Annotated in this window: 20 protein-coding genes; 12 read left to right on the forward strand and 8 right to left on the reverse strand. The window is 58.6% G+C overall.

Annotation, left to right across the window (positions count from 1 at the left end; all coding sequences use genetic code 11):
- Nucleotides 1–65: 65 nt before the first annotated feature.
- On the reverse strand, nt 66–905 hold the full coding sequence (locus tag ACQ5BM_RS05845; RefSeq protein ID WP_429809023.1) for a hypothetical protein: 840 nt from the start codon (nt 903–905) through the stop codon (nt 66–68).
- Nucleotides 906–1,081: 176 nt separating this feature from the next.
- On the opposite strand from ACQ5BM_RS05845, the gene ACQ5BM_RS05850 reads away from it, so the two are divergent.
- The 4 genes from ACQ5BM_RS05850 to ACQ5BM_RS05865 all read left to right on the forward strand — a co-directional run bounded on the left by ACQ5BM_RS05850 (nt 1,082) and on the right by ACQ5BM_RS05865 (nt 4,558).
- Nucleotides 1,082–1,675 carry a nutrient deprivation-induced protein gene (locus tag ACQ5BM_RS05850; RefSeq protein WP_429809026.1) on the forward strand — a complete coding sequence of 198 codons (594 nt, stop codon included), beginning with the start codon at nt 1,082–1,084 and terminating at the stop codon, nt 1,673–1,675.
- Complete coding sequence (locus tag ACQ5BM_RS05855) at nt 1,668–2,087, forward strand: phage holin family protein (RefSeq protein WP_429809029.1); 420 nt, start codon at nt 1,668–1,670, stop codon at nt 2,085–2,087. Before ACQ5BM_RS05850 ends, ACQ5BM_RS05855 begins: the two co-directional genes overlap by 8 nt.
- Nucleotides 2,084–3,019, forward strand: coding sequence for a DUF3618 domain-containing protein (locus ACQ5BM_RS05860; RefSeq protein ID WP_429809032.1), 936 nt, complete (start codon nt 2,084–2,086; stop codon nt 3,017–3,019). Before ACQ5BM_RS05855 ends, ACQ5BM_RS05860 begins: the two co-directional genes overlap by 4 nt.
- A 195-nt stretch (nt 3,020–3,214) precedes the next feature.
- A complete protein-coding gene (locus ACQ5BM_RS05865) occupies nt 3,215–4,558 on the forward strand; it encodes a PQQ-dependent sugar dehydrogenase (RefSeq protein WP_429809035.1) in 1,344 nt (447 codons plus the stop codon).
- Nucleotides 4,559–5,820: 1,262 nt separating this feature from the next.
- On the opposite strand, the gene proX is transcribed toward ACQ5BM_RS05865, so the two are convergent.
- The 3 genes from proX to ACQ5BM_RS05880 all read right to left on the reverse strand — a co-directional run bounded on the left by proX (nt 5,821) and on the right by ACQ5BM_RS05880 (nt 9,178).
- A complete protein-coding gene (gene proX, locus ACQ5BM_RS05870; protein WP_429809038.1) occupies nt 5,821–6,804 on the reverse strand; it encodes a glycine betaine/L-proline ABC transporter substrate-binding protein ProX in 984 nt (327 codons plus the stop codon).
- Nucleotides 6,805–7,111: 307 nt separating this feature from the next.
- Nucleotides 7,112–8,107 (reverse strand): ABC transporter permease, encoded by a 996-nt coding sequence (locus ACQ5BM_RS05875; RefSeq protein ID WP_429809041.1) that lies wholly within the window; start codon nt 8,105–8,107, stop codon nt 7,112–7,114.
- A gap of 39 nt (nt 8,108–8,146) precedes the next feature.
- Nucleotides 8,147–9,178 carry a quaternary amine ABC transporter ATP-binding protein gene (locus ACQ5BM_RS05880; RefSeq protein WP_429809044.1) on the reverse strand — a complete coding sequence of 344 codons (1,032 nt, stop codon included), beginning with the start codon at nt 9,176–9,178 and terminating at the stop codon, nt 8,147–8,149.
- A 1,271-nt stretch (nt 9,179–10,449) separates the two neighbouring features.
- Between ACQ5BM_RS05880 and ACQ5BM_RS05885 the strand changes: the two genes are divergently transcribed.
- The 5 genes from ACQ5BM_RS05885 to ACQ5BM_RS05905 all read left to right on the forward strand — a co-directional run bounded on the left by ACQ5BM_RS05885 (nt 10,450) and on the right by ACQ5BM_RS05905 (nt 16,290).
- Nucleotides 10,450–11,463, forward strand: coding sequence for a GlxA family transcriptional regulator (locus tag ACQ5BM_RS05885; protein ID WP_429809047.1), 1,014 nt, complete (start codon nt 10,450–10,452; stop codon nt 11,461–11,463).
- A 199-nt stretch (nt 11,464–11,662) separates the two neighbouring features.
- Nucleotides 11,663–13,027, forward strand: a complete 1,365-nt coding sequence (locus tag ACQ5BM_RS05890) for an LLM class flavin-dependent oxidoreductase (protein ID WP_429809049.1) — start codon at nt 11,663–11,665, stop codon at nt 13,025–13,027.
- A 20-nt stretch (nt 13,028–13,047) separates the two neighbouring features.
- Nucleotides 13,048–14,046 carry a flavin reductase gene (locus ACQ5BM_RS05895; RefSeq protein WP_429809052.1) on the forward strand — a complete coding sequence of 333 codons (999 nt, stop codon included), beginning with the start codon at nt 13,048–13,050 and terminating at the stop codon, nt 14,044–14,046.
- A 13-nt stretch (nt 14,047–14,059) separates the two neighbouring features.
- Nucleotides 14,060–15,664: a GMC family oxidoreductase gene (locus ACQ5BM_RS05900; RefSeq protein ID WP_429809055.1), complete on the forward strand. Its 1,605-nt coding sequence runs from the start codon at nt 14,060–14,062 to the stop codon at nt 15,662–15,664.
- A 101-nt stretch (nt 15,665–15,765) separates the two neighbouring features.
- Nucleotides 15,766–16,290, forward strand: a complete 525-nt coding sequence (locus ACQ5BM_RS05905; RefSeq protein WP_429809058.1) for an NAD(P)H-dependent oxidoreductase — start codon at nt 15,766–15,768, stop codon at nt 16,288–16,290.
- A 24-nt stretch (nt 16,291–16,314) separates the two neighbouring features.
- Here the strand turns inward: ACQ5BM_RS05905 and ACQ5BM_RS05910 are convergent, their stop codons facing one another.
- The 4 genes from ACQ5BM_RS05910 to ACQ5BM_RS05925 all read right to left on the reverse strand — a co-directional run bounded on the left by ACQ5BM_RS05910 (nt 16,315) and on the right by ACQ5BM_RS05925 (nt 20,958).
- Nucleotides 16,315–17,745: an aldehyde dehydrogenase family protein gene (locus tag ACQ5BM_RS05910; RefSeq protein ID WP_429809061.1), complete on the reverse strand. Its 1,431-nt coding sequence runs from the start codon at nt 17,743–17,745 to the stop codon at nt 16,315–16,317.
- On the reverse strand, nt 17,742–18,830 hold the full coding sequence (locus ACQ5BM_RS05915) for a quaternary amine ABC transporter ATP-binding protein (RefSeq protein WP_429809064.1): 1,089 nt from the start codon (nt 18,828–18,830) through the stop codon (nt 17,742–17,744). The genes ACQ5BM_RS05910 and ACQ5BM_RS05915 overlap by 4 nt, the downstream gene beginning before the upstream one ends.
- The gene (locus ACQ5BM_RS05920) at nt 18,830–19,879 is read right to left on the reverse strand and encodes an ABC transporter permease (protein WP_429809067.1); all 1,050 of its coding nucleotides are present in this window, start codon (nt 19,877–19,879) and stop codon (nt 18,830–18,832) included. Before ACQ5BM_RS05920 ends, ACQ5BM_RS05915 begins: the two co-directional genes overlap by 1 nt.
- Before the next feature lie 110 nt (nt 19,880–19,989).
- Entirely contained in the window at nt 19,990–20,958 is a 969-nt protein-coding gene (locus ACQ5BM_RS05925; protein ID WP_429809070.1) for an ABC transporter substrate-binding protein, read from the reverse strand.
- A gap of 117 nt (nt 20,959–21,075) precedes the next feature.
- Between ACQ5BM_RS05925 and ACQ5BM_RS05930 the strand changes: the two genes are divergently transcribed.
- From ACQ5BM_RS05930 to csgH, 3 genes are all read left to right on the forward strand, one after another.
- Nucleotides 21,076–22,068 carry a LysR substrate-binding domain-containing protein gene (locus ACQ5BM_RS05930; RefSeq protein WP_429809073.1) on the forward strand — a complete coding sequence of 331 codons (993 nt, stop codon included), beginning with the start codon at nt 21,076–21,078 and terminating at the stop codon, nt 22,066–22,068.
- A gap of 498 nt (nt 22,069–22,566) precedes the next feature.
- Nucleotides 22,567–23,004, forward strand: a complete 438-nt coding sequence (locus tag ACQ5BM_RS05935; protein ID WP_429809076.1) for a curlin — start codon at nt 22,567–22,569, stop codon at nt 23,002–23,004.
- Between the two features lie 71 nt (nt 23,005–23,075).
- Entirely contained in the window at nt 23,076–23,519 is a 444-nt protein-coding gene (gene csgH / locus ACQ5BM_RS05940; RefSeq protein WP_429809079.1) for a curli-like amyloid fiber formation chaperone CsgH, read from the forward strand.
- Nucleotides 23,520–23,774: the final 255 nt, after the last annotated feature.

Raw genomic sequence — 23,774 nt, forward strand, 5'->3', positions numbered from 1 at the left:
CAGCATACAGCAGGTGGTCAAGTCACCCCACGCGGTTGGGGAAAAACTTACACCAGGCGACCGTCCTATTCATTACGAATTGCGAAGCCGTCACTTCCAGTTCGCCGTTCGGCGGAGACCGGTAACTTTTCTGGGGTCAGGCGGCACGCAGGAGTGGTGGCTTGGGTTTGAATATCGAAGGCATGTTCGGTTCTGGCTGCCGGAACGGTGTCCTCAAACGATCGCGACATTCGCCGTTCGCATCGGGCCACAACGAGTTCGAAGCTTCGCGCCGAATTGGGATCGGCACTGCGGACCTGAGCCGTGTCGATGCTGATGACGAATTCTTTGCGTCGGTCGCCGGGAAGATGCATTTCCGGCTGGCGCCGTTCATCAGTTTCATAAGGACTTGCGCGTCGTTCGTCCTGTGCAATCCGATCGTCTAGTCGCTCGCCGATCTTGATGGTGCGCTGGCGCACGGCAGCATGCGTTTCCGTTGGCTCGACAGGTAAGAACTCGGCCGGCATCATGCTTCCCAGCCGTGCTGTCGGTTCCATCAACTCGCGTGTCGCTCGATCGGGGCAGATTTCCTTCAGCGGTGCGAAGGCGCCGGCAATGCCGGGGTGACAATCCCCGCACAGCACCCAGCGGAGATTGCGGGCCTCGACCGTGCCGAAGACGGTTCGGATCTGGCGCGTCGTGTAATCCTTGACCGGCCGGAACGAGTGGCGATCCGGGCAGACCCGACGAAAAAGGGAATAGGTCTCGGCTTCGTGGCTTACGACCGCGCTCTGCAGCGCCGCCATGATCTTCTTGCCCTCTTCGATCGACAAACCGACCTCGCCGTCGAACAGGCGCTCCCAACTCTTATCAATTCGGACCTGCCGACGAGAGACGGCGCCTTCCCCTGGATCGTGATCGTCCATTCCACCGCCACCGTCGCCTCCTCCTTGAGCAAAGCGATGGTCATGAACCACTCGGGACTAACAATCCGTGCTCAACCCCGGAGAAGTTGCCGGTCTCCATCCGAGGAACAAGGATCAAATTCGTTGGTTTGATGTGCAATGAATCGGGCCGCCGTCCGATCGAAGAGGAGGCGCAAATGATCGACGACCCAAGGGACCGTAGACCCCAGCAACAGCAAAGGTTGTCGTCGTCCGAGGAGAACGGCCGGTCCGCGACGAGCTCCGGGAACGGTTTCCCCGAGGGCCCAGATGAAGCCCGGGCTGACAGAAATTCACGTGGTGATGATCAAGCCAGCCAAGCGAAGGTAACCGCAGCCCGGGCCATCGATCACGAAAAGAACGCGCTGGCCCGCCATTTACGCGGTCTTGCAGGCGCCATGGAGAAGGTCGGAAGTGAACTCCGCCACTCAGAGCAACCGGTCCTTGGGCGTTATACGCAGCAAATGGGAACCTCCATTGGGCGGCTGGCGCGCGACTGTGAGGACCGCGAACTCGGCGAAATAGCCGCAATGGCAGAAGATTTCGGGCGAAGGCAACCACTCGCCTTCCTCGGCATGGCAGCAATTGCGGGATTGGCGGCAAGTCGCTTCCTGTCTGCCTCGGCCCAGCGATCCCAGAACACTTCAGATGATGCTCGATCGAATTCCTCTCCGACAAACGAGAGGGAGGGCGATTGGGACTTTGACAAGGAAGGCGATTGGGACTTTGAGAAGGAATTGCGCGATGCTTAACCCTCGTGACGACCGCTCCCTATCCGACCTCGTGGCAGGATTGGTGACAGACATATCCGGGCTTTTCCGGAAGGAAATCGATCTTGCCAAGGCCGAGGCGAGCGAGAGTTTTGATCGGGCGATCGGCAGGATCGAGACGCTTCTTGTCGGGCTTATCTTCGCCATTGCGGCCATTGGCGTGCTCTTGAGTGCTGTTGTGCAGGGTCTCGGCGCCTTCCTCGTCGCGCAAGGAATGAGGGAAGCAGACGCCCACGCCTTGTCAGCCGTTACCGTCGGCGTTCTCGTCGGCCTCCTGGCCTGGGCAATGATTTCGCGCAGCCTCGCGAGGCTCGGAAACCGCAGCATACGCTTCGACAAGACGACGGCGTCCCTCCAACGTGACCTCGATGTGGCTAAGGAGGCCGTACGATGACCGCTGAGACGCATTCGCCTGCCGAATTACAACGGGAGATCGAAGCCGATCGACAAAGGATCGAAGAGAAGCTTCACATAATCCAGGAGCGGATGTCCCCTGGCGAGTTGATGGATGAACTTCTCGCCTATGCGAGGCGGAGCGGAGGAGCTGAATTTCTCACCAATCTCGGCGGCGCGATGAAGGCTAATCCTATCCCGGTAGCTCTGACGGGCATCGGCCTTGCGTGGCTACTCGCGGATCCCGCCTCCCGCGCACCTCATGCTTCAGCCCCCGACGATGATTTCGACAACTATCCACTCGCGTCCGTGAATGGCAACTTGCGGCGCGTTGGCCCGGTCGAAGCGAATTTTGGTGAGCGGTACAGCCACTTCGAAGACGAAAGTGGCAGTCGCTTTCGAGCTCGTACCGATGCCGCCGGCCACAGAGCCGGTCATTTCGTCGATCCCAGTGGCACAGTCTACCGTGGTTTCGCCGACGTTACCGGACGGCCGATCGAGGATATCCGTGATGAAAAAGGCAAACTGTTCGACGAAGCCTCCGGCTGGGCGTCAGCAACGTGGCGCGAGATGAAGAGCGCGGCGGGCGGCATTTCAGATACCGTTGCGGACGCCGGCCGGTCCGCAGCAGATAGTGCACGAGATGTCCACCAGACGGTACAAGCCCGAGGCGCGCAACTGAATGCGGCCATTCTCAAGAACTTTCGCGACCAGCCCCTGGTTGGAGGCGCACTTGCCTTTGCGATCGGTGCCGCGATCGGCGCCGCGCTGCCTGCAACCGAATTAGAGGACGAGGCCGCCGGCGAGGCGTCGGACAGAGTTCGCGATCACCTCGCGGCCACGGCCGATGCCGCAGCAGAAGGGGCAATCGAAGGCGCCAAAGGAGTTCTGGACGAGACAATGAAGGCGAGTGAGGCGCGTTCTCCCGGATGACGCTCGACCTTGCATGTACCCGCTGCAAGCATCGACATTATTCGGGCCTGGCGACACGCTGGTTCATCTATGAGACGACGAAATGCGTCGATCTCCGGGAGACCATCTTGGTCATGAGGCATGATGTGGCCACGGATGCGAAGGAAGGCCGACATCCGGAACCGGCGATGATCCATTCCGTTCGGAGGACATCCGATGAATACCGGCATCCCGCGACTCTCGATCATCGTCACCCTGATAGCGGCCGTCGTTACAGGTTGTGTCGCCATTTCCTCTGAGAAGACAGGGGCAATCGCGAGCAATGGCGGCTACGGAGCGAACCCGACGCTGCCAAAGCCGCGATCGACGCTGATCCCCACGATCCGCGTCGCCGAGGCAAAAGGTTGGCAGGGCGGCACGGCGCCGACACCGGCGAAGGGACTGAGGGTCAATGCCTTCGCCAGCGATCTCGACCACCCGCGTTGGCTGCATGTCCTGCCCAACGGGGATGTGCTGGTCGCCGAAAGCAATGCGCCGGAAAAGAAGGATGGCGGCTTCAGTCTTCGCAAGCTTGTTATGGGCGCAGCAATGAAGCGCGCCGGTGCCGCAACCAGGAGCGCCAATCGCATCACGCTCCTGCGGGATACCGATGGAGATGGCGTCGCCGATATACGGCGGACGTTTCTGGAAGGGCTCAATTCGCCCTTCGGCATGACGCTTTCGAACGGGGAGCTCTATGTCGCCAATACCGATGCCCTCGTTGCCTTCCCCTATAGGAGCGGTCGCACTCGAATTACCGCCCCGGCGCAGAAGATCGTCGACCTGCCCGCGGGCGATATCAACCACCATTGGACCAAGGACGTCATCGCCAGCCCCGACGGGCGCAAGCTCTACGTGACGGTCGGGTCGAACAGCAATGTCGGCGAAAACGGTATAGCGGCGGAAACGAATCGAGCCGCTGTTCTCGAGGTCGACCGCGCAAGCCGCCATACACGCGTCTTCGCCTCTGGCCTGCGCAATCCGAATGGACTCTCCTGGAACCCGCAGAGTGGCGCACTCTGGGTCGCCGTTAATGAACGGGACGAGATCGGTGACGATCTCGTCCCCGACTACATGACCTCGATCCGTGATGGGGGCTTTTACGGGTGGCCCTACAGCTATTTCGGCGGGAACGTCGATACCCGGGTTAAGCCTCAGCGGCCCGATCTCGTTGCCAGGGCTATTAAGCCGGACTATGCGCTGGGCTCGCACACCGCCTCGCTCGGGCTGACGTTCTCCAAAGGCGCGTCACTCGGCCCGCCTTATCGCAACGGCGCCTTCGTCGGCCAGCACGGCTCCTGGAACCGGAGCGCCTACAACGGATACAAGGTCGTCTTCGTTCCCTTCCGCAATGGCAAGCCGAGTGGACGGCCGCAAGATATCCTCACAGGCTTTATCGGTAGCGACAACAAGGCGAGGGGGCGTCCGGTCGGCGTGGCGATCGATAAGACCGGTGCACTGCTCGTGGCAGACGACGTCGGCAACGTCATCTGGCGCGTAAGCCGACAGAAGGGGGGGTGAGGCACCACACCGCCTCCCTCCATCTGGATCAAGCTGTGGGGAGTAAATGTCCCTGACCGCCAACCTCGTCTCCGAATAGGCAGGCTAACATTTGTTGGATGGCAACCCTGGCGGCGCCAGTTCCCGTACGCGCCTTGGTAAGCTGCTCTGTCGCGGCAGACACCAGCAGGACCGCCAAGGCATTCCAATCAGCACAATCCTGTATGGGCAGCCTCGAAACATGATCCGCACCCGCGCGTTTATATCAGAGAGCAAAGCGAGGTTTCGAAGTGTCCATCCATATGAGAGATATCGGCGAGGCGGTTCTAGGTCTGTTTCATCTGCACCATGCGGAAGAGCCGCAGTTAAACGATGATCAGCGCCTGCTGATCGAAGCTTACCGATCGGGGCAGGTCCCAGAGGCCGCGTGGCAGGAGCACCTTGACCTAGATCCTGAACTTGCGCGTTATTGGCGGGCGAATGCTGGGCATTGAGCATCTGATCTGATTGCGGTCAACAATGGTCGCTGACTACAGTGCGGCTCTGTGAAGTCGAACGCTCAGAAGGGCTTGGGTTCCTACGAGGAGTATCCGGGGACTTCCCAGATCGCCTTGATCACGACCGGAGCCGCAGCAGATACCAGCAACGCTGCCAGCGCGATGGTCGTTCCAAGTCGTGCGATCGTCATCGGGCGTCCGCGCGCACCATTCCCAAGGCCCTCAGCCTCTGGCTGGGGACCGGCAACGGCCGGCAGAAGTCCCAACACGTGCGGACCAACCACCCTCTGAGGTCCGCTGTATCGAGGAACGCCAAATGCTCCATGGCGTGCTGTTTGTTCGGTCAGCGCCTTGCTTCCTCCTGCGAGGACGTCAGGCTCCGCGCTCTTGGCCGCCGTTCACGTAGCGGCTGCCCGGTTCGAACAGGGCAATACCGGGCCTATGTGATCGCGATCAGAAAGAGCGTGCCAGCCAAGGCTGGCACGACTGACTGGAGCTACCGGCCGGAAAAACGCCCCTTGGCCTACCGCCCGAAGAATCGTCAGTTCGATCGGCCTGGCGGTCAATGACCGAACATCTGAGGATCCGCCAGCCGAAGCCGAGGAGCAGTATTACGCCATGCTGGACGAACAGGGATGGCCGCATGACTTAAACGAAACAGCCTCTGGCAAACCTGGCGCGGTTCAGCGTAGCCGAATCTCCTGCCAGGCTCCTCATCCTCCGTTGCATAGCTTCCACCGAAAGGGCTCCTTCCCTTGCGGATTGTTTGGCGTCAATCACGCCGGATCACTTGGCCGCGGCGGCATCCGCTATCCATCCGTCAAATTGGGCTTGATGTTTCGAAACCCATTCCCGCGCCTGGCCCAGGATCTGATCAGGCTGATTTTCTCCATCATGTTGGCGCAGGATCATTGCATTGATGTCGTCGAGAGGGATCTCGATCTCTTCGAAAAGGCGCTTCACCACGGGATTGGACGAGAGAAACGTCTTGTTCGCGAGAAAGACGATGTCATTAGTCTTGAAGCCCGGATTTGACCCGTCGGGTTGCGCGGTGTCGCTGCCGTCCGTTGATGCCGAGAACGGAACATCCAGTTGAACAACGTCCCTGCCAGGTTGGAGGATGGCACCGACCCATTGCGGCGTCCACGTATAGTAAAAGATGGGATGGCCGGCCTCGTGACGGGTGATCATATCTGCGATCAGGGCAAAATAGCTTCCCTGGTCGTGGTTGACGACATCACGCAAATTGTAGGCGTCAAGCTGATGCTCGATCTCCCGCTCACACCCCCAACCGGGATTGCAGCCGGTGAGGTCCGCCTTGCCGTCGCCGTTACTGTCGAAAAGCTTGGCGATGTCGGGTGACTGGAACTGCTTGAGATTGTTGATCTTGTATTTTTCGGCGGTAGCCTTGTCGATGAAATAGCCTTGGCTTGCGCCTTTGACTATCTTGCCGACCCTCTCCATGTCCGTATCGCCGCCAGCCTGCTGATAAAAGCTGTCATGCACCGGAACCCAGTGATTTGCCGTATAGTCCGCTTGACCTTGCGCAATTGCCAGATGCAGGGCCGGGTAATCTGCCTCCAGGACCGGCTTTACCTCGTAGCCAAGCTTCTCCAATGCAAGCTGGACGACGCCATGCTGAAAAGCGACACCGCTGATACCGGCGGGTACGATCGGCTGGACGGACTTGCCCTCACCGGGCATTTGCGCCCGTGCGGCAGCGGCTGTCAGGACGACCGCAAGCGCCAGGATACGCGCCTTGTTGTTCATATGACCCATTCTGTTCCCCTTTGTTAAGTCTCTGGGCGTTAGGCACAATCATGAAGTCGTTGTTTTGCCTGTAAATCGGAAAAAAACTGTCGGCCATGGTAAGTTGAGCTTACCCTTGCGAACTGGATAGCATTCCCGGCGGACAGGTTCGTAGGCATCCCGCCGGGCACGGACGCTCTTGCTCTCATCCGACCATTACGTTGTTATGGTTTTGCAGCGAAGGAAGCACACGTCCTCGAAGGCCGCGTACCGTTAGCGAATGGCTTCTGTCCGGGATCCATTTCCCTGAAACCCGGACCCAATTCCTTCACAAAGGAATCTTCGATTCAGCTTTCCCGTCGGAGACTCTCCTGGCGATTGCCAAAGGTTTTGTCCCAGGTAACACGCGGCATCTTTGCACCAGAAGACCGATCGGTCCCGTTTCCGTCCACTTGCCGCGTGCCCTGCTTCGGTGCGAGCCACCTATGCCTTGGGATATCCGGTCGACGACCATGGCGGTGAGCACAATGCCAAGGCCACCGGTTGTGGCAAGCGCGATATCCAAGCGGCCGATACCGCGCAGGACCATTTGGCCGAGGCCGGTAACGGATATCATCGACGCAATGACGCTCATCGACAGTGACAGCATCACCGTCTGATTGACTCCGGTCATGATCGTGGGTCGAGCGAGCGGCAGTTGGACCTTGAGAAGCGTTTGCAATGAACCGCCGCCAAAGGCCGTGGATGCCTCCACGAGATCGGCACGGACCTGCCGTATGCCGAGGCTCGTCAGCCTGATGACCGGTGCCAAAGCGTAAATGATGGTGACGATGACGCCTGATACATTGCCTATTCCGAATAGCATGACGATCGGAACGAGATAGACGAACGACGGTATCGTTTGCATAAAATCCAGCACTGGACGCAGGACTTTTTCGACAGCGGTGTTTTGGGCCGCCAAAATGCCGAGAGGAATGCCGACGGAGCAGCAGAAGATGACCGAGGTCAAGACAATGGCCAACGTGGTCATCGCCCCTGACCAGGCGCCAATAAGCCCAATAGCGCACAGACACACCGCAACAAACACCGCAGTCCCAATCTCGGCAACCTGCCATGCAAGCAAGAATAGGACAGCGATAAAAACCAGCGGCGGACAAGCATGCAATCCGGCTTCTGTATTCGAAAGTATGAAGTTGATAGGCTGCTTGATCTCCTGGAAGAAGCCGCGGAAATTAACGACAACCCACCGGATCGCGATAGCTACCCAATCGCCGATCGGCACCACCGCAGTCTGGAACGGATCCAAAAAATGAAACGACTCCATCATTTCCCCCATACGTTCATATTTTTTGCTTGCACCGGATCAGGCTGTGGCCCTGCTCATTGCGCGCAGCAAGCCGTAGGGTTCGATCAGGCCAACGATCGTGTCCCCATCCGCCACGCATACCGGCTCTCGCACCTTCGCCACCTTCTCCAGAATCTCCGGCAGATGCGCGTCGTGAGGAACTGAATGCTGTGGGCGCTTTTGATCCGCCACATCGGAAATCGGCATCATCAACTGTTCCGCCCGAAGGAAGCGGGCTTTCGACATCGGCCCGACAAAATCGGCGACATAGTCGTTGACAGGAGCGAGGACGATATCTTCGGCAGTACCAACCTGAACCAGTTCACCATCCTTCATGATAGCAATTCGGTCTCCAAGCCGGAGCGCTTCCTCAAGATCGTGCGTCACAAACAATGTCGTCTTGCGCATCCGGCGGGTGAGTTCCAGAAATTGCGTCTGCAGGTCGCGACGAATGATAGGATCGAGAGCACTGAATGGCTCGTCCATGAGGAGGATATCGGGGTTGGATGCAAGCGCGCGCGCCAGGCCCACCCGCTGTTGCATACCTCCTGACAGCTCGTCCGGAAAACGATTGTCCCAGCCGTCAAGTTTCATCAGCGACAACATCTCGGATGCAAGCCCCCACCTTTTCTCTTTCGCCATACCTTGGATTTCGAGGCCATAGGCCACGTTGTCCAAAAGCGTCCGGTGCGGCCAGAGCGCCATATGCTGAAACACCATACCGATTGTGGTCGAGCGCAGCCGGCTGAGGGCCTTGTTATCCATGGTCATCGTGTCAACACTGTCGACGCGAATACGGCCCGCGGTCGGCTCGATCAGTCTGTTGATGTGCCGCAGCAAGGTTGATTTCCCGCTGCCAGACAGACCCATAATGCAGAAGAGTTCACCGCGCTGGATTTGCAACGAGACGCCGGCGACGCCGACAATATGATTGAGCCTATGGCGTGTCTCACGCTTGTCGAGTGCTTCGTCCCGGATCGCTCTGAGGGCCGACTTCTCGTCAGAGCCGAATATCTTCCAAACATCCTCGCATTCGATATGCCAATCCATCGCCACTCCTTCAGGACACGGTGAGCAAAACGTGCGTTCTATCTCGCAGCAAAGTGCAACTTCGCACGTCGAAACGACAGCCTGCGCAACTCTGTCGCCGGAGAATGGGCAATGTTCCACAGAACTTGGCGCCAGCTTAGTGGTGGGCCAGCAGACCCCACAACGCTAGAAAAGTTAACGTCATTGGTAAGGTGCGCTTTATGCAACTACCTGCTGGCAATGAAGAACTTTACGAGAATCCAATCGGTACCGAACCGTGACTAAAGTGCGCTTGGGCAGCTCCGGTATCCCAGATCAGTCCGAACAGATCGGTGAGCTCGACAAGGGCCTACAAGGAAGAACCAGGTTTTTGAACCTCCTCTTTCCGGCCCATCAGCTGGCTGGCAGCATCAGCTCAAGTGATTGCCGCGCGGAAAAGGCGGCGTCGGACTCGTTCGGTTCGTGGCCCCACAGCAAGGCCTAACCGGGTATCTGCGGCAAGGGCGAAAGCTAGAGCGGGAACGGCGCGGGATTTCGCGCGTGCGGAACAAAGCGGATGTGCTTTTTCACTGAACTCCTCTGAGTACTGCACAATACGTCTTCAGATCATAATGCTCGATAAACCCCGGCTTATTGGTCGCGAATTCGAGCCTGAAAGAGCCGGCGACCGTTGCGTGCAGCCGAGGCTCGACACCTCGAAGGTCCTCGATCGACTATATTGGCGTGCGGGCGAACCAAGACACAAGCTGATCGACCCGCTGCCCGATCCCAGCGATCTTTGCTCCCCATTGCAGAATCCCCATGGACCATACCGGCGCGGACGCACGACCAACTGCTCGGGCGGAGTCCGCCGTCGAAGTTTGTAAGAAAACTAAATGCTGCCGCGGCCAGCCCGCGGGAGTTGGACGGCGGCGCGGCCTACCGCCGGATGAGCCTCGAAGCGCGGGGCCACCGCGATCGCTGCATCGATGCGACCGCTGTGCTCGCGGCGGCCATACCCGGCCACGCTGACCATGGTCTGGCAGTCGACGGGTCCGCTGCGTCAGATCGATGGTGGCCGTGATGCCGCAAGCAAATGATTCGAAAGCGTGAGCTGGAGCTCGTTCGCTGCATCAACGATCCGGATGGTCGACATCCACCAAAGGCAGGCAACGCAGCGGCGTCCAGCTCCAGGGTAAGCCCTACTTAACACAAACGGCAGTTTTTTCGTCATTTACATGGGAACCTTGAAGTCGGATCTTGCCCAACAACGCAGCGGTCGGCAGACACAACTTGCTAGGTGGATAGAACCGATGGATGCAAGATCGGATGGAAAGAAGTTGCTCCTATTCTACCTCGCCCCCGAGTTCACGATGCTCGCTTTCACGTCGGCATTGGAAGTTCTTCGGCTCGCCAACCAGGTCCTCGAAGCTGATGCCTACGAGTGGCGATTGGTATCTGCCGACGGGTCTTGCATCAGGGCGAGTTGCGGTCTCGCAATCGACACGGATCTTTCGTTGGCCGAAGCCAGAAGGCGCGTCAATGATGGTCTCGACGTCAGAATGGCGATCGTGTGTTCCGGCCGGAATGTCCAACATCACGTTGACAAGGGCCTCGACAGCTGGCTTCGCGAGTGCCGTAAACGCCGGATCACTTTGGGGGCACTCTGCACCGGTTCTCATCTCCTGGCACATGCGGGCCTGCTACGAGAGAAGCGCTGCACCATCCATTGGGAAAACTATCCGTCCTTCGCGGAAAGGTTCGCAGACGCCCTGCTGAGCACCCAGATTTATGAGGTGGACGACGAAATCTATACCTGCGCCGGAGGCACCTCCGCCCTGGAGATGATGCTTCACATCATCGGGCAGGACTTCGGTTTCGATGTGGCTGTCGAAGTGTGCCAGCAGGCGATAGTTGCAGGCGTCCGTGACAGGTCTGAGCGGCAGAGACTCCCCTTTTCGCTCCCTCAAGGCGTGAGGAGCAAGAATTTGAAAGCCGCCATCCGCATAATGGAACAGAACTTGACGGAACCCTTGCCCCTGCATGTTGTGGCGGCGAAGGTCGGCATATCGCGCAGACAGATGGAACGGTACTTCCGTCACGAGTTTGCCTGTAGCCCTGCTCGATACTACGTCCGGCTCAGGCTCGAGCGTGCCAAGTCCCTCTTGAAACAGACTGGTATGCCGGTTGTGGAAGTGGCCGTCGCCTGTGGATTCGCGTCGGCGTCTCACTTCTCGAAAACCTACCGGATAGCGGAAGGCGTGCCGCCCCACGAAAGCCGCAAGGCGAGACTGCCGGAATGGGCCGCGGCCAGAATACCGGCGTAAACCGCCTAGACCCTCCGGTGTAGAACATTGACGGCATCGAGACGAAGCCTTGGCGAGGGGCCTCGAGACGAGGCATTCGCTCGCTTCGATGAGGATAAGAGATGAACAATCCTACCGAACATCCACTTTGGCAGCCTGATGAGAAACGCATTCGCGAGAGTGCGGTGAAGACTCTGCTGATTTAACACGAGGGAACGCCATGACCAAAAGGCAGATGAAACTAGGTCTATCCATTCGCTATATGGGCTATCATGCCGGGAGTTGGCGACACCCTGACGTGCCGGCGGATGGGAGTTCCCTCTTCCGGTCTTTTCTCGACGTGACGAAAACTGCAGAAAAAGCAAAGTTCGACATGGTATTCCTCGCCGACGGCATCGGCGTAAGACTCGACGATAAACCGAAGGGATCGATGTGCCGGTCGCGGCACAACGTTGAACTCGAGCCCTTGACGCTGCTCTCCGCATTGGCTCCCCTTACCAGCAACATTGGTCTCGTCGCCACCGCGTCGACGACCTACAACGAACCGTTCCACATTGCCCGGAAATATGGATCGCTGGATCAGATCAGCGGCGGCAGAGCTGCCTGGAATATCGTCACGTCCTGGTCCGATCACGAGGCGTGGAATTTTTCGATGGCGAGCCAGCTCGCCTACGATACCCGCTACGAACGCGCTCATGAGTTCGTGGATGTCGTAACCGGTCTGTGGGACAGCTGGGACGAGGACGCATTCATTCTCGACAAGGAAACTGGCATCTTTTACGACGAGAGCAAGATGCATGTCCTGAACCATGTCGGCAAGCATTTCTCGGTTCGAGGCCCGCTGAGCGTGCGCCGCTCTCCGCAGGGCAGGCCGATCCTGGTGCAGGCAGGTGTGTCGGAACAAGGTCAGCAGATCGCTGCGGACTATTGCGACATGGTCTTCATGGCCAAGAACGATCTCAAGTCCGCTCAGGATTACTACGCTTCGGTGAAGGACAGGCTCGAAGGCGTTGGGCGCAAGCGCTCCGACCTCTTGATGATGATGGGCCTGACGCCGATCGTTGGTCGCACGCGCGAGGAAGCGCAAGAGAAGTTCGAGTACTTGGAATCTCTGATTGACCCGGTTGTTGGGCTCTCCTTGCTCTACCGCTCGTTCGGCGACTTGTCCCACCTGCCGCTCGATGCCCCGGTTCCGAAGCCCGATTTCGACAAGGTCGGTCTCAAGAGCAGCGCGCAGATGTATTACGACCTGGCGCAGAAGCAGAACCTGACCATCCGGCAACTCTACAAGAAGCTCGGCATGGCGCAGGAGCACAAGACCATTGTCGGGACCGCGAAAGACGTTGCCGACGAAATGGAAGCCTGGATGGAGGCAGGTGCGGCAGACGGATACAACATCACGCCGGCGATGCTGCCGCATGGCATAGACGACTTCGTGGAACTCGTGGTTCCGGAACTGAGAAAGCGTGGCCGCTTCCGCGAGGAGTATGAAGGTCGGACGTTCCGAGAAAATCTCGGGCTTCCCGTTCCTGCAAGCCGCTACGATAAGACGGACAAGTCCGCTGAGGCGCTCCTCGTCAGCTGATCATCTTCAAGGAAATCGACATGCAGCGTGATGCCGTCATGGAAAATACGTCTCCTCAATATATTCCGCGCCTCCCTGTCGAAGAGGGCGATCCCGCCACAGACGGCCGCATGTTTCGCCGCTGCCTTGGACAGTACGGGACCGGAATCGCGATCATCACCACGGAGGCCGACGGCCGCCGCGGTGCGGTCACTGTGAATTCGTTCGCGTCGGTTTCGCTTGAGCCGCCGCTGGTGCTCTGGTCCATCGCCGACACGTCGCGTAGCCGTGAGTTGTTCACATCAAGCGGTCGTTTCGCAGTGAACGTTCTTTCCGCTAAGCAGATGGACGTATCCCGTCATTTCTCGAGCAAATTGGATGACAAGTTCGCTGACGCGGTGTGGGCGCTGGGCGAGTTTGGTTCTCCTCTGCTCGATGGATGTCTCGCGCACTTCGAGTGCGAAACCTACTCGCAGGTCGACGGCGGCGACCACACGATCATCATCGGACTGGTAAAGCGTGCCAGCCGCTTCGATGGCGAACCTCTGCTGTTCTCGCAGGGTCAGTACAGCATAGCTGACTCCCATCCGGCCGCATCACCGACACCAGAAGCGAGCGGCGCCAAGCCGGACACGACAGCCGAAGGCACGATCGTATCGCAGATTTTCGAGGCGCATCATCTACTTTCGACCAGGTTCGACGAGCATCGCCGAGCCGAAGGTCTCCACCTGTCGATCGCGCGAATTCTTGCCTGCATGTACGACCGGCCTGGTCTGAAGATTGATCAACTGGCTGCCGCGACCCATCTCGGCCAGCGCGATACGGAAGACGCGATTTCGGAACTACTGGAGCGAGAGCTTCTGATCGGCACGGAAGGCGGATACTCCCTTACAGATGCCGGCCGTAATCTCAGGGTGGCGATTAAGGCGCGCTGGCTCGCTTTCCAACACGCGCAGATCGCCGGGATACCGGAAGCCGATCTCCGGGCGACGATCCGTACGTTGTCAAAGCTGATCGATCAGAACAAGATGGCGGAATGAAGCAGGAAGAATGATGACTTGGGATTACATCATCATCGGAGCTGGGTCGGCCGGCTGCGTGCTTGCGAACAGACTGAGCGCGGACCCGGCCACCAAGGTCCTCCTGCTCGAGGCCGGCGGCAGCGACAAGAAGCTCAACATCTGGATGCCGGCGCTCGCATTCAAAGCGATGGCGGACAAGCGAACAAACTGGAAGTTCATGTCGGAGCCCGATCCGACACGCAACAACCGGCGCGACATGGTGCCGAGAGGGAAGGGACTTGGCGGATCGAGTTCGATCAACGCCATGTTTTACGTTCGAGGCAACCGCGGGGACTACGACCATTGGGCCCAACTTGGAAACCGCGGATGGTCATACGACGAGATTCTCCCCTTCTTCAAGAAAGTCGAAGGAAACCGGGACGGTGTGTCCGACATCTACGGTAAGGATGGTGCGGTCGTCGTCAGCCAGGTCAGAAAGCCACCCAAGCTCGCCTACGTATACCTGGAGGCCATGAAGGAGCTGGGCTATCCCATCAATCCGGCTTACAATGCCGAACCGACTGAGGGGGCCGCGATCATTCACGTGACCCAGCACAGGGGAACACGCTTCAGCGCGGCCCGCGGCTACCTCGACCCCATAAAAAAACGGCCGAATCTGAAGATCGTCACGGGTGCCGTGGTGCGCCGGATCGTTTTCGAAGGCCGACGCGCTTCGGGGGTCGAATATGAGGCCGCCGGGCGGGTCCAAACCGACTTGTGCGGACGCGAAGTCATCCTCTCGGCGAGCGCTATCAATTCGCCGAAGCTGCTCATGCTATCGGGCATCGGCCCCCAAGCGCAGCTCCGGGAGCATGGCATCGAGGTGCTCCACGACAGTCCCGGCGTGGGTCGAAACCTGCAGGAGCATGCCAGCACCCAAGTGAAGGCTTTCGTGAATATCAAGACGGCGAACCAGGAATTCAATCTGCGTGGGAAATTGAAGTACGGCCTTCAGTTCATTTTCGACCGGTCGGGATACGCCACCTATACATATACGGGAGTTGGCCTCGTCAGGACACGGCCCGACCTGGAATATCCCGATATCCAATATCATTTCGGTGCCTTCTCTGCGAACTACACCCATGACGGGATCGAGATGCAGAGGGAGGCGGCAATCAACCTTCAACCCAATGTGAACAATTCCCGAAGTCGAGGGTTTCTCGAGCTGCGATCAGCGGACCCGAACGAGCAGCCGAAAATCCAACTGAACCTTCTCAGCGATCCCTACGACGTTCAGACACTGATGGCGGGTGGGCGGATAGCCCGTGCAGCGCTCAACACCAAGGCGTTCGCGCCCTACGTCACAGGCGAGTGCAAGCCAGGGAAAGATGTTCAGACCGATGACGAGTGGATCGCCTATATGCGCGAGAACGCGAGCGGCAGCTATCATCCTTGCGGCACTTGCAAGATGGGCATCGACCCCGCGGCCGTCGTGACGCCGGACCTCAAGGTCATCGGCGTGGAAGGCTTGCGTGTCGTCGACTCCTCCATCATCCCGCAGATACCGAGCTGCAATCTCAACGCTATCAGCATGGCTATCGGCGAAAAGGGTGCGGAGTTGATCCTGCGCGACCGCAGCCAACAGGCGGCAGCCTGATCGCGCTCATCTGAGGGCAGGCATGGAGCGCTTTATCCATCAGGCATCGCGACGGGACTTTGAGAGGCTTGGAAACGCGGCTGGCAAGGAGGTTGGCTTCAATGGGAACCATAGTCGGAATCAGCGGCAATTTCAGTCGCCCATCGAAGACTCGGAGAATGGTCGAAGTGATCGTCGAGGCGGCGGCGACAGAATTGGCGTGGGAATCCCGTGTCTTCGACCTTGTGGATGCGGGGCCGGCCCTCGGCGCCACTCTCGGAAGGAAGCACGCACCGCCCGAAATTGACAGAATTTGGACGGCAATCGAAACTTGTGATGCACTCGTGGTTGGATCGCCGGTTTATAAGGCATCCTATACCGGTCTATTGAAGCACCTGTTCGACATACTGGATATGAACGCTCTTCGTGGGCGTCCGGTTCTGGTCGCCGCGACCGCCAAAGCGTCGAGCCACGAGCTGATGATCGACCACCAGTTTCGACCTTTGTTTGCTTTTTTTCGAGCGGTCGTCGTATCTGGGTCCGTTTATGCCCTGGAGCAGGACTTCGGACCGGAGAATGAACCGACTGAGGGACTGCGTCAGCGGGTCGCGACGGCCGTGGGGACACTTGTCGCCGCAGCCCGCTAAGCTCGCTTGTTGAAGCGGCTTCGGTCAGCCTTCATGAAGTCCGCCGATCGCTTTAACCTCAAGGAATGCCTCAAAACCGAATTCCCCGCATTCGCGACCGTTGCCCGACTGCTTGAAGCCCCCGAATGGCGCGGACGCATCCCAGGCCGGGTGGTTGATCATCACCTGGCCGGCGCGAAGTTTCGAGGCGATACGTTTGGCCGTGCCGAGATCCTTCGACTGCAGATAAGCGGCGAGGCCATAGGGCGTATCATTGGTGATCTCGATTGCTTCCTCAAGAGTATCGTAGGGAATCAGACTGACAACCGGACCGAAGATCTCCTCGCGGGCAATGACCATCGACGGAGTGACATTCGCGAAGACGGTGGGTTTCACAAAATAGCCGCGGTTCAACGAGGACGGTCTGCCTGAACCACCGGTCACCAAGGTCGCGCCCTCGCGAACCGCTTCGTCAATGATCGAATTGACGCGTTCGAACTGGCGCTCGTTCATGACCGGGCCAAGGGTGGTGGTCTCATCATTAACGTCGCCGACCACAACAGACTCGGCTGCGCGCTTGGCGATCGGTACCGCCTGATCATGGAGCTGCCGCGGGACAAGCATACGGGTCGGGGCGGTACAGGACTGCCCGGCGTTCCTATATGCACCGAGTACCCCCTTCGTGACTGCGGCTTCCAGATCGACATCGGGCGCGATGATATTGGCCGAGTTGCCGCCGAGTTCCTGGTGGACACGCTTGACCGTATCCGCCGCGTTTTTCGCGATCTGCACGCCTGCCCTGGTGGAACCGGTGAACGAGACCATGTCGATGTCGGGATGAGCGGACAGCGCTTCTCCAACCGTCGGACCGTCGCCGTTGATCAAATTGAAGACCCCGGCAGGAACTCCCGCGTCATGCAGGACCTCGGCGAACAACATCGGGCTGATCGGCGCGTACTCGCTGGGCTTCAAGACGATGGTGCATCCCGTTGCCAAGGCCGGCATGACTTTGGTCACGATCTGCAAGACCGGGAAGTTCCAGGGCGTTATCAAAGCGCAGACGCCGACCGGCTCCATCGAAAGGACCGTGCGACCGGAGAGGCGCTCGAACTCGTAGTGCTCGAGAATCCGGATAGTGTCGGCTATGTGCGCCCGTGATCCTGCGATCTGGGCATTCCGAGAGAAATTGATGGGAGCTCCCATCTCGAGCGTCGTCAACTGTGCGAACTCTTCCGCGCGTTCGTCGAATAGCTCGAGAACACGACGGAGCACGATGAGGCGGTCGTCACGACTGGACTGACTGTAGCTCTGAAATGCTCTGCGAGCGGCTTCGACGGCGCGGTTTACATCTTCAACGGTCCCCATTGAGATCGTGCCGACCCCTTCTTCGGTGACGGGACTTATGACGCTTCGCTTCGTCCGGCCCTCGCCGGTGACGAACTGGCCACCAATGTAGAAGTGGTCAAGGTACTTCAAGATACACGCTCCTGCTTTATCGATGCTTGGGGTTCGCTCGCCGGGGATTGTTCCGGCTCGACTCGCCTCGGGATGAGGGCCTTGAACACGTCCTGCATTCTTATCACTCCGGCCGGGACGCCGTCCTTAACGACGACAAATGACCGGGTCAGATCGCCCTCCGAGCGCGCGATGACCGATTCGAGATTGTCATCCGCATCTACTTGACCTGACATGCCGGAACTTTCGATGACGGCAGGGACCATCACCGACTCCGCTCTCAGGACGCGCCCACGGTTGATGTCGTTGACAAACTTCCGAACATAGACGTCTGCCGGATTGAGGATAATCTGCTGTGGCTCGCCTTGTTGAACCACGATGCCATCTTTGAGTATCACCAGGTGGTCAGCGATCTTCAGGCTTTCATCGAGGTCATGGGTAATGAAGACGATGGTCTTCTCAAGATCCTTCTGCAGCTCAAGCAGGAGGTTCTGCATGTCCGTCCGGATGAGAGGATCGAGTGCCGAAAACGCCTCGTCCATCAACATGACATCGGAGTTCGACGCGAGTGCCCTGGCGATGCCGACGCGCTGCTGCATCCCGCCGGATAGCTGGTGCGGGTAATGGGTTTCGAAGCCCTTCAGTCCGAGCCTCTCGATCCAGTTCAGGGCGTTGGTCCTCGCCTCTTGCGCGTCGTCACCGCGCACGCGCTGCGCCAGTTCTACATTCTCGTGGACCCGCATGTGAGGCATGAGAGCGAAATTCTGAAACACCATCGACATTCGGAAGCGCCGCAGCTCCCGTAGCGAGGCGCCCGTATACCCGGCGACATTGGTGCCATCGAGCAGGATTTCCCCTACGGTCGGCTTGATGAGACCGTTGATGTGCCGGATGAGCGTACTCTTGCCCGATCCGGAGAGGCCCATGATGACAGTGATGTCACCGCGGCGCATGTCGATGTTGATATCCTGAAGACCAATGACGTGGGCATGGTCCCTCAAGAGTTCGGCCTTGCCCATACCCGCCTTGACCTTTGGGACCATCGCTTGCGGATCGGCACCGAAAATCTTGTAGAGGCCCCGAATGGAGATTTTGGGATGTTCCATCAATGCCCCCTCTCGCGCGGTTGAAGGGTGGAATTGATACGGGCCATCGACGCCTTGCTCACACGGTCGAACATGATCGCGAGAAGAACGATGCCGAAGCCCGCGATAAGGCCGACACCTAGCTCGAGATTGTTGATGCCGCGAAGGACCAGGACGCCGAGGCCGGGCGCAGAGACTAGCGATGCGATGACGACCATGGAGAGCGACATCATGATCGTTTGATTAACACCCGCCATGATGCTCGGCAGGGCGAGTGGCATCTCGACCTTGAAGAGTTTCTGCCAGCGATCCATCCCGAACGCGTCCGCCGCTTCACCGACGCTGCCGTCGACCATTCGGATGCCGAGATTCGTGAGCCTGATGACCGGAACGATCGCGTAGAGAATGATCGCGATCCCATAGAGCTTCGACTCGGTAACGGAGAACAGAAAGATCAGCGGGATAAGGTAGACAAACGAGGGCAACGTCTGGAGCATATCCAGTACGGGTATAGTCAGTCTCTCCATACGCTTGCTCTTCGACATGACAATCCCGATCGGGATACCGGTCGCGATGCAGATCAACGTGCAGGAGAAGACGATGACCATCGTCTGGAGCGCGTGATGCAGATGGTCAATGAAGCCGAAAAGAAAGAGGACCGACGCGACGAAAGCGAGGATCTTCCAGGACCTCGACGCGACATAAACGATCAGGAGGAGCGCGCCCACCAACGCCCACCACGGCACGACTTCCACGACCCAGAGCGAGAAGTCCAGAATCCAGGACAGAGGCTGGGTAAGCGGATCGAGCACAGTTTTCAAGGCAACCCGGATATAAAGGAATCCGTTTTCGATACCCGATGTCAGTTCGCGGGTACGGGGAACCGCTTGGCAGGCGTCATGGAGTGCGTCGAGCGAGGGAAATGGGGCGTCCAGGATCGAGTGGTCCGCGCTGCCGGCCTCTTTGCTCTTCTTGAGCAACTCGGCCATACTCATCGGGCCCTTCGTCTCGGACGCGTCGCACCAGTTCCGAAGTCCAAGCCCATCGAATAAGCTGTCGTAGAATGCCATGGAAGACCTCCGTCGGCCAAACACCATGGAATGTCGTCCCATGGTGTTTCAAGACCAGTAACAAGGTTGCGGAGACTGCGGCCCAAGTGCGCGACCGCAGACTTCCGCGATCACTTGATGATCGAGGCGACCTTTTCCCTTGCCTCGTCGGAGAGCCATGCCTGCCAGACATCCTTGTGGTTGGTTAGGAAGTAGACGGCGGTCTCATCGGCGGTCGCCTTGTTGTCTTCCTGCCAGGCGAGGAGTTCGTTCATGACCTGGTTGGTGAAGCTCACCTTGCTCATGAGGGCCACGATATCCGGATTCTTGTCATAGAACGGTTTTGCCATGGTGGTTAGAACCGTGGCTTTCGGCCAGCCCGTCTTGCCCGGTGTAGGGCAATCGACCGTGGCGTTACATTTGGCCTTCTCGGTGTCCACCGGGCCCATGTCGATCGGCACCATGTGGTATTTGCCCAGCACGCCGGTAGGAGCCCAGTAGTATCCGAACCAAGGTTCCTTGTTCGTGTATGCGGACGCGATAGACGCGGCGAGCGTTTCTCCTGAGCCGTGGTTGAAGATTTCGATGCCGTGCTTCTCGAGTTCGAATGCCTTTATCAGGTTGTCGCTCGACGTGCGGCAGCCCCAGCCAACGGGGCAGTTATTGAACTTACCTACGAGTTTCGGGTTCTTCAGGATGCCATCGAGCGTCTTGAGTTCGGGATGAGCTTCAGCCAGATAGTCAGGTATCCACCACGCGTCCACGCCGCCGTCTGACAGGACATCGGCGACCTTGATGATCTTTCCTTCCTTTTCGAGCTTGTAGTAGATGTCCGCCACCCCCGGCCAGACTTCGGTAAGGATGTCTGGTTGGCCTGTTTCGGCCAAGGAAGTGAGTGCCGGGACTGTCGACGTGGGCACCTTTTTCACCGTGCAGCCGTAGCCTTGCTCCATGAGAAAGCTCGACACCGCTGTGATGACCGCGGAAGACGCCCAGTTCATTTCGGTTATGGTGACCGTACCGCATGCGGCATTAGCCGACGATGCGCTTGCGAAGAAACTCGCTCCAAGAATTCCAACCGCTGCGATAATTGAGTTCATGTTTTCGTTCCCCTTGGCCCTTTGCCGTCGAGCGACCACGGGAGGCCCCGGAGATGCCTGCGCGATCGTCGATCAGGTCCATTTTTCGTGTTGACCGGCAGTGAGAGTACGAGGGAGATGAAAGATAACAAGTTGCAAAAAACATACGTGATGCGTAAGTTCTACTTTATGCAAAAACTCAGATTCAAGCTTCCGCCGCCAAATCTTCTCATATCCTTTGAAGCTGCCGGGCGTCATCTCAGCTTTACCAAAGCCGCGTCGGAATTGAATGTATCACGGGTCGCCGTCAGCCAACAGATGCAGGCTCTCGAAAGGTTTCTGGGCGTCCCGCTTTTTCATCGACTGCCGCGCGCATTGAAGCTTACGCGGGTTGGTGAACGATATCACCTGGCGATATCGGACGCGTTGGAGCGGGCGCTGCGTGCTACGGCTGAGATAACTCGACGGTCAGAGAGCAATATTATAAATGTGGGTACCACGCCGGGCTTCATGACCTACTGGCTATCGCCGCGGTTGGGTGAGTTCAGGACGATCCATCCTGACATCGAACTTCGCTTTATCGTTTCGGATGGAAACTTAAGCTTCGAAGACAATATCGACGTGGCGATCCGCTATGGCACGCCACCGTTTGAGGATTCGGAAACAACCTTCCTGGCGCGACAGACGATCGGTCCCACTTGTGCGAGTACGTTTCTTCCGCCGGGCACTGAGCTCTCGCCGATTGAGCTGTTGGACTACCCTCTAATCAACCTGGAGGGTCCCTATGACGAGCACACAAGGTGGTCGACATGGTTCCGCGCGCAAGGACTTAATATGGGGAAGGCGAAAGCAGGCATAACTGTAAATTCATATACAAATCTCGTGCAAGCGGCCCTCGAAGGGCAGGGCTTTGCCTTGATCGGGCCTCCGCTAATCGAGCGCTTTCTCGCCAACAAAACGCTTATACAGCCAGTTAACGCTCCACATGTGATGCGTCACGCTTTCCATCTACTTCTTCCCCGGGCCTCCACGCCACCCCTCGCAGCCGAAGCCTTCGCTGAATGGGTGAAGGCCTCCTTTCCCACCACCAGGCCTCTCGTTGAAGAAGTTATTGAGTTGGATGAGAGTTGAGACACGACCCCGAGGGCTAACTGAACGATGTGCGAGGAATTAATTACCCCGACGCGAACAAAGCATCTGTCGCTCTCACCGATTCAGCGCGCTAACCAGAAGACCAAGTCCAAGGTCAATTTGACGAAGAGCTCCTGCCTTGTCGGTATCGGTGAAACTGGATTCGCATCAGCCCCCTAGGCGCGAACGGCGAGGGGTTTCCGTTTCACCTGATTGCCTTTCGACGCTATCTGCATAGGCCGGTTCGCATTGACGATGCCTCTTTCACGCGTGCGCGCGTTAACGAGCTGGTCGAGCGGAATGAGCAGGTGAGCTCATGAGTGTCGCTGAAGCCATACGACATTGCGCCTCCCTGAACAGGGCACTGGCGGCTGCTTCTAGAAGCGTGTCCGCCTCTCTGAACCCAGAGTGAATGGTGCCTTCAGCACAGGTTCGAGTGGCCTTCCCTAAAACAAAGCTGTTCAAACCGCGGTCCCGTCCGCCTATGGAGATGCTCTCATGATCCGCAATGCTCTCGTCGCAACCGCGCTCGCCGCTCTTGTCGGAATCACTGCTACCGTGCCGGCCATGGCCAATGATGTGCGCATTGAACAATATGGCTGGTCAAATTCGGCTGGTGGCGCCCAGAGTGGTTTCAGAAACCGCATTCGGGTACACCAGAACGGTCGTTTCAACACGATGATCGGGCAGCAGCGCGGCCGGCATAACCTTTCCGCGATAGGTCAGGAAGGCACCGGCAACTACGGTGCCACCTACCAGAACGGCAACCGCAACGTGGCCGGTGTCGGTCAGTTCGGCTCCAATCATACGACGATCCTGACCCAGGATGGCAACGGCAATATCGCTGCCGGTGTGCAGGTTGGCCGCGGCTGCGACGCCAATGTCAGCCAAGGCGGCAACGGCAATGTCGCCGCCTTCGTCCAGGCCTGCCAGTAATCGGAAACATCGGTCGGGCGGCCGCGGGAAAGGTGCCGCGGCTGCCCTTGAGTTACCCCAGGAGGCGTCCCATGCATCGCATCCTCTATCGTCCTCGCCGCATGATGGCGGCACTCGCCTTGCTTTTCACTACCGCCAGTGCCTTGGCGACTTACGACGCCGCCGGCCAGTCCGGTGGCCCGGTGCGCTGCGAGATCCGTGCGACACCGGATGGCGACACGGTGACACTGGAGGCGCTCGTCCATGCCGACAGAAGCGTGAGCGGCGGCTATTCCTTCCATGTTGAAGGTGCCGATGGGAGCGGGAACTCAGATGTGGAGCAGAGCGGTACTTTCAGCGCCACGCCCGGCCGGCCTACCACGCTCGGCACGGTCACGCTCGAGGCGAACGGCACGGTGTACAACGCCGACCTCGACATTAGGGTGGGCGGCAAGAGGGTCAGTTGTGACGAGCGCGTCAACTATAGCGCGACATCATCCAAGGCGCGTCATCGTGGGGCCAGATATGGAGGCTGACGTGGCCACGAAGATGCAAAACCCCAACTAAGTGGCAAAGCGGTCCAACGGAAAAGTACGGCCATGGGTCGGGGATCCCGGGTAGGTCGAGCTGCCCCGCGCGGATCAAAGAAGAGATTTGCACAGATGACGAGATCGTGCACGGCGCGAGAGGCGATGATATCGCCCGGTCCCGCGCAGCCTGCAAGTTCGGCGGCAAGCCGCAAGACAGGGCCGACATAGCGGCCGTGGAACTTTTTCGCACTCGCCGATGTG

This window comes from Ensifer sp. B1-9 (genome assembly GCF_050474445.1).
In the GTDB taxonomy this organism is placed as follows: Bacteria; Pseudomonadota; Alphaproteobacteria; order Rhizobiales; family Rhizobiaceae; genus Ensifer.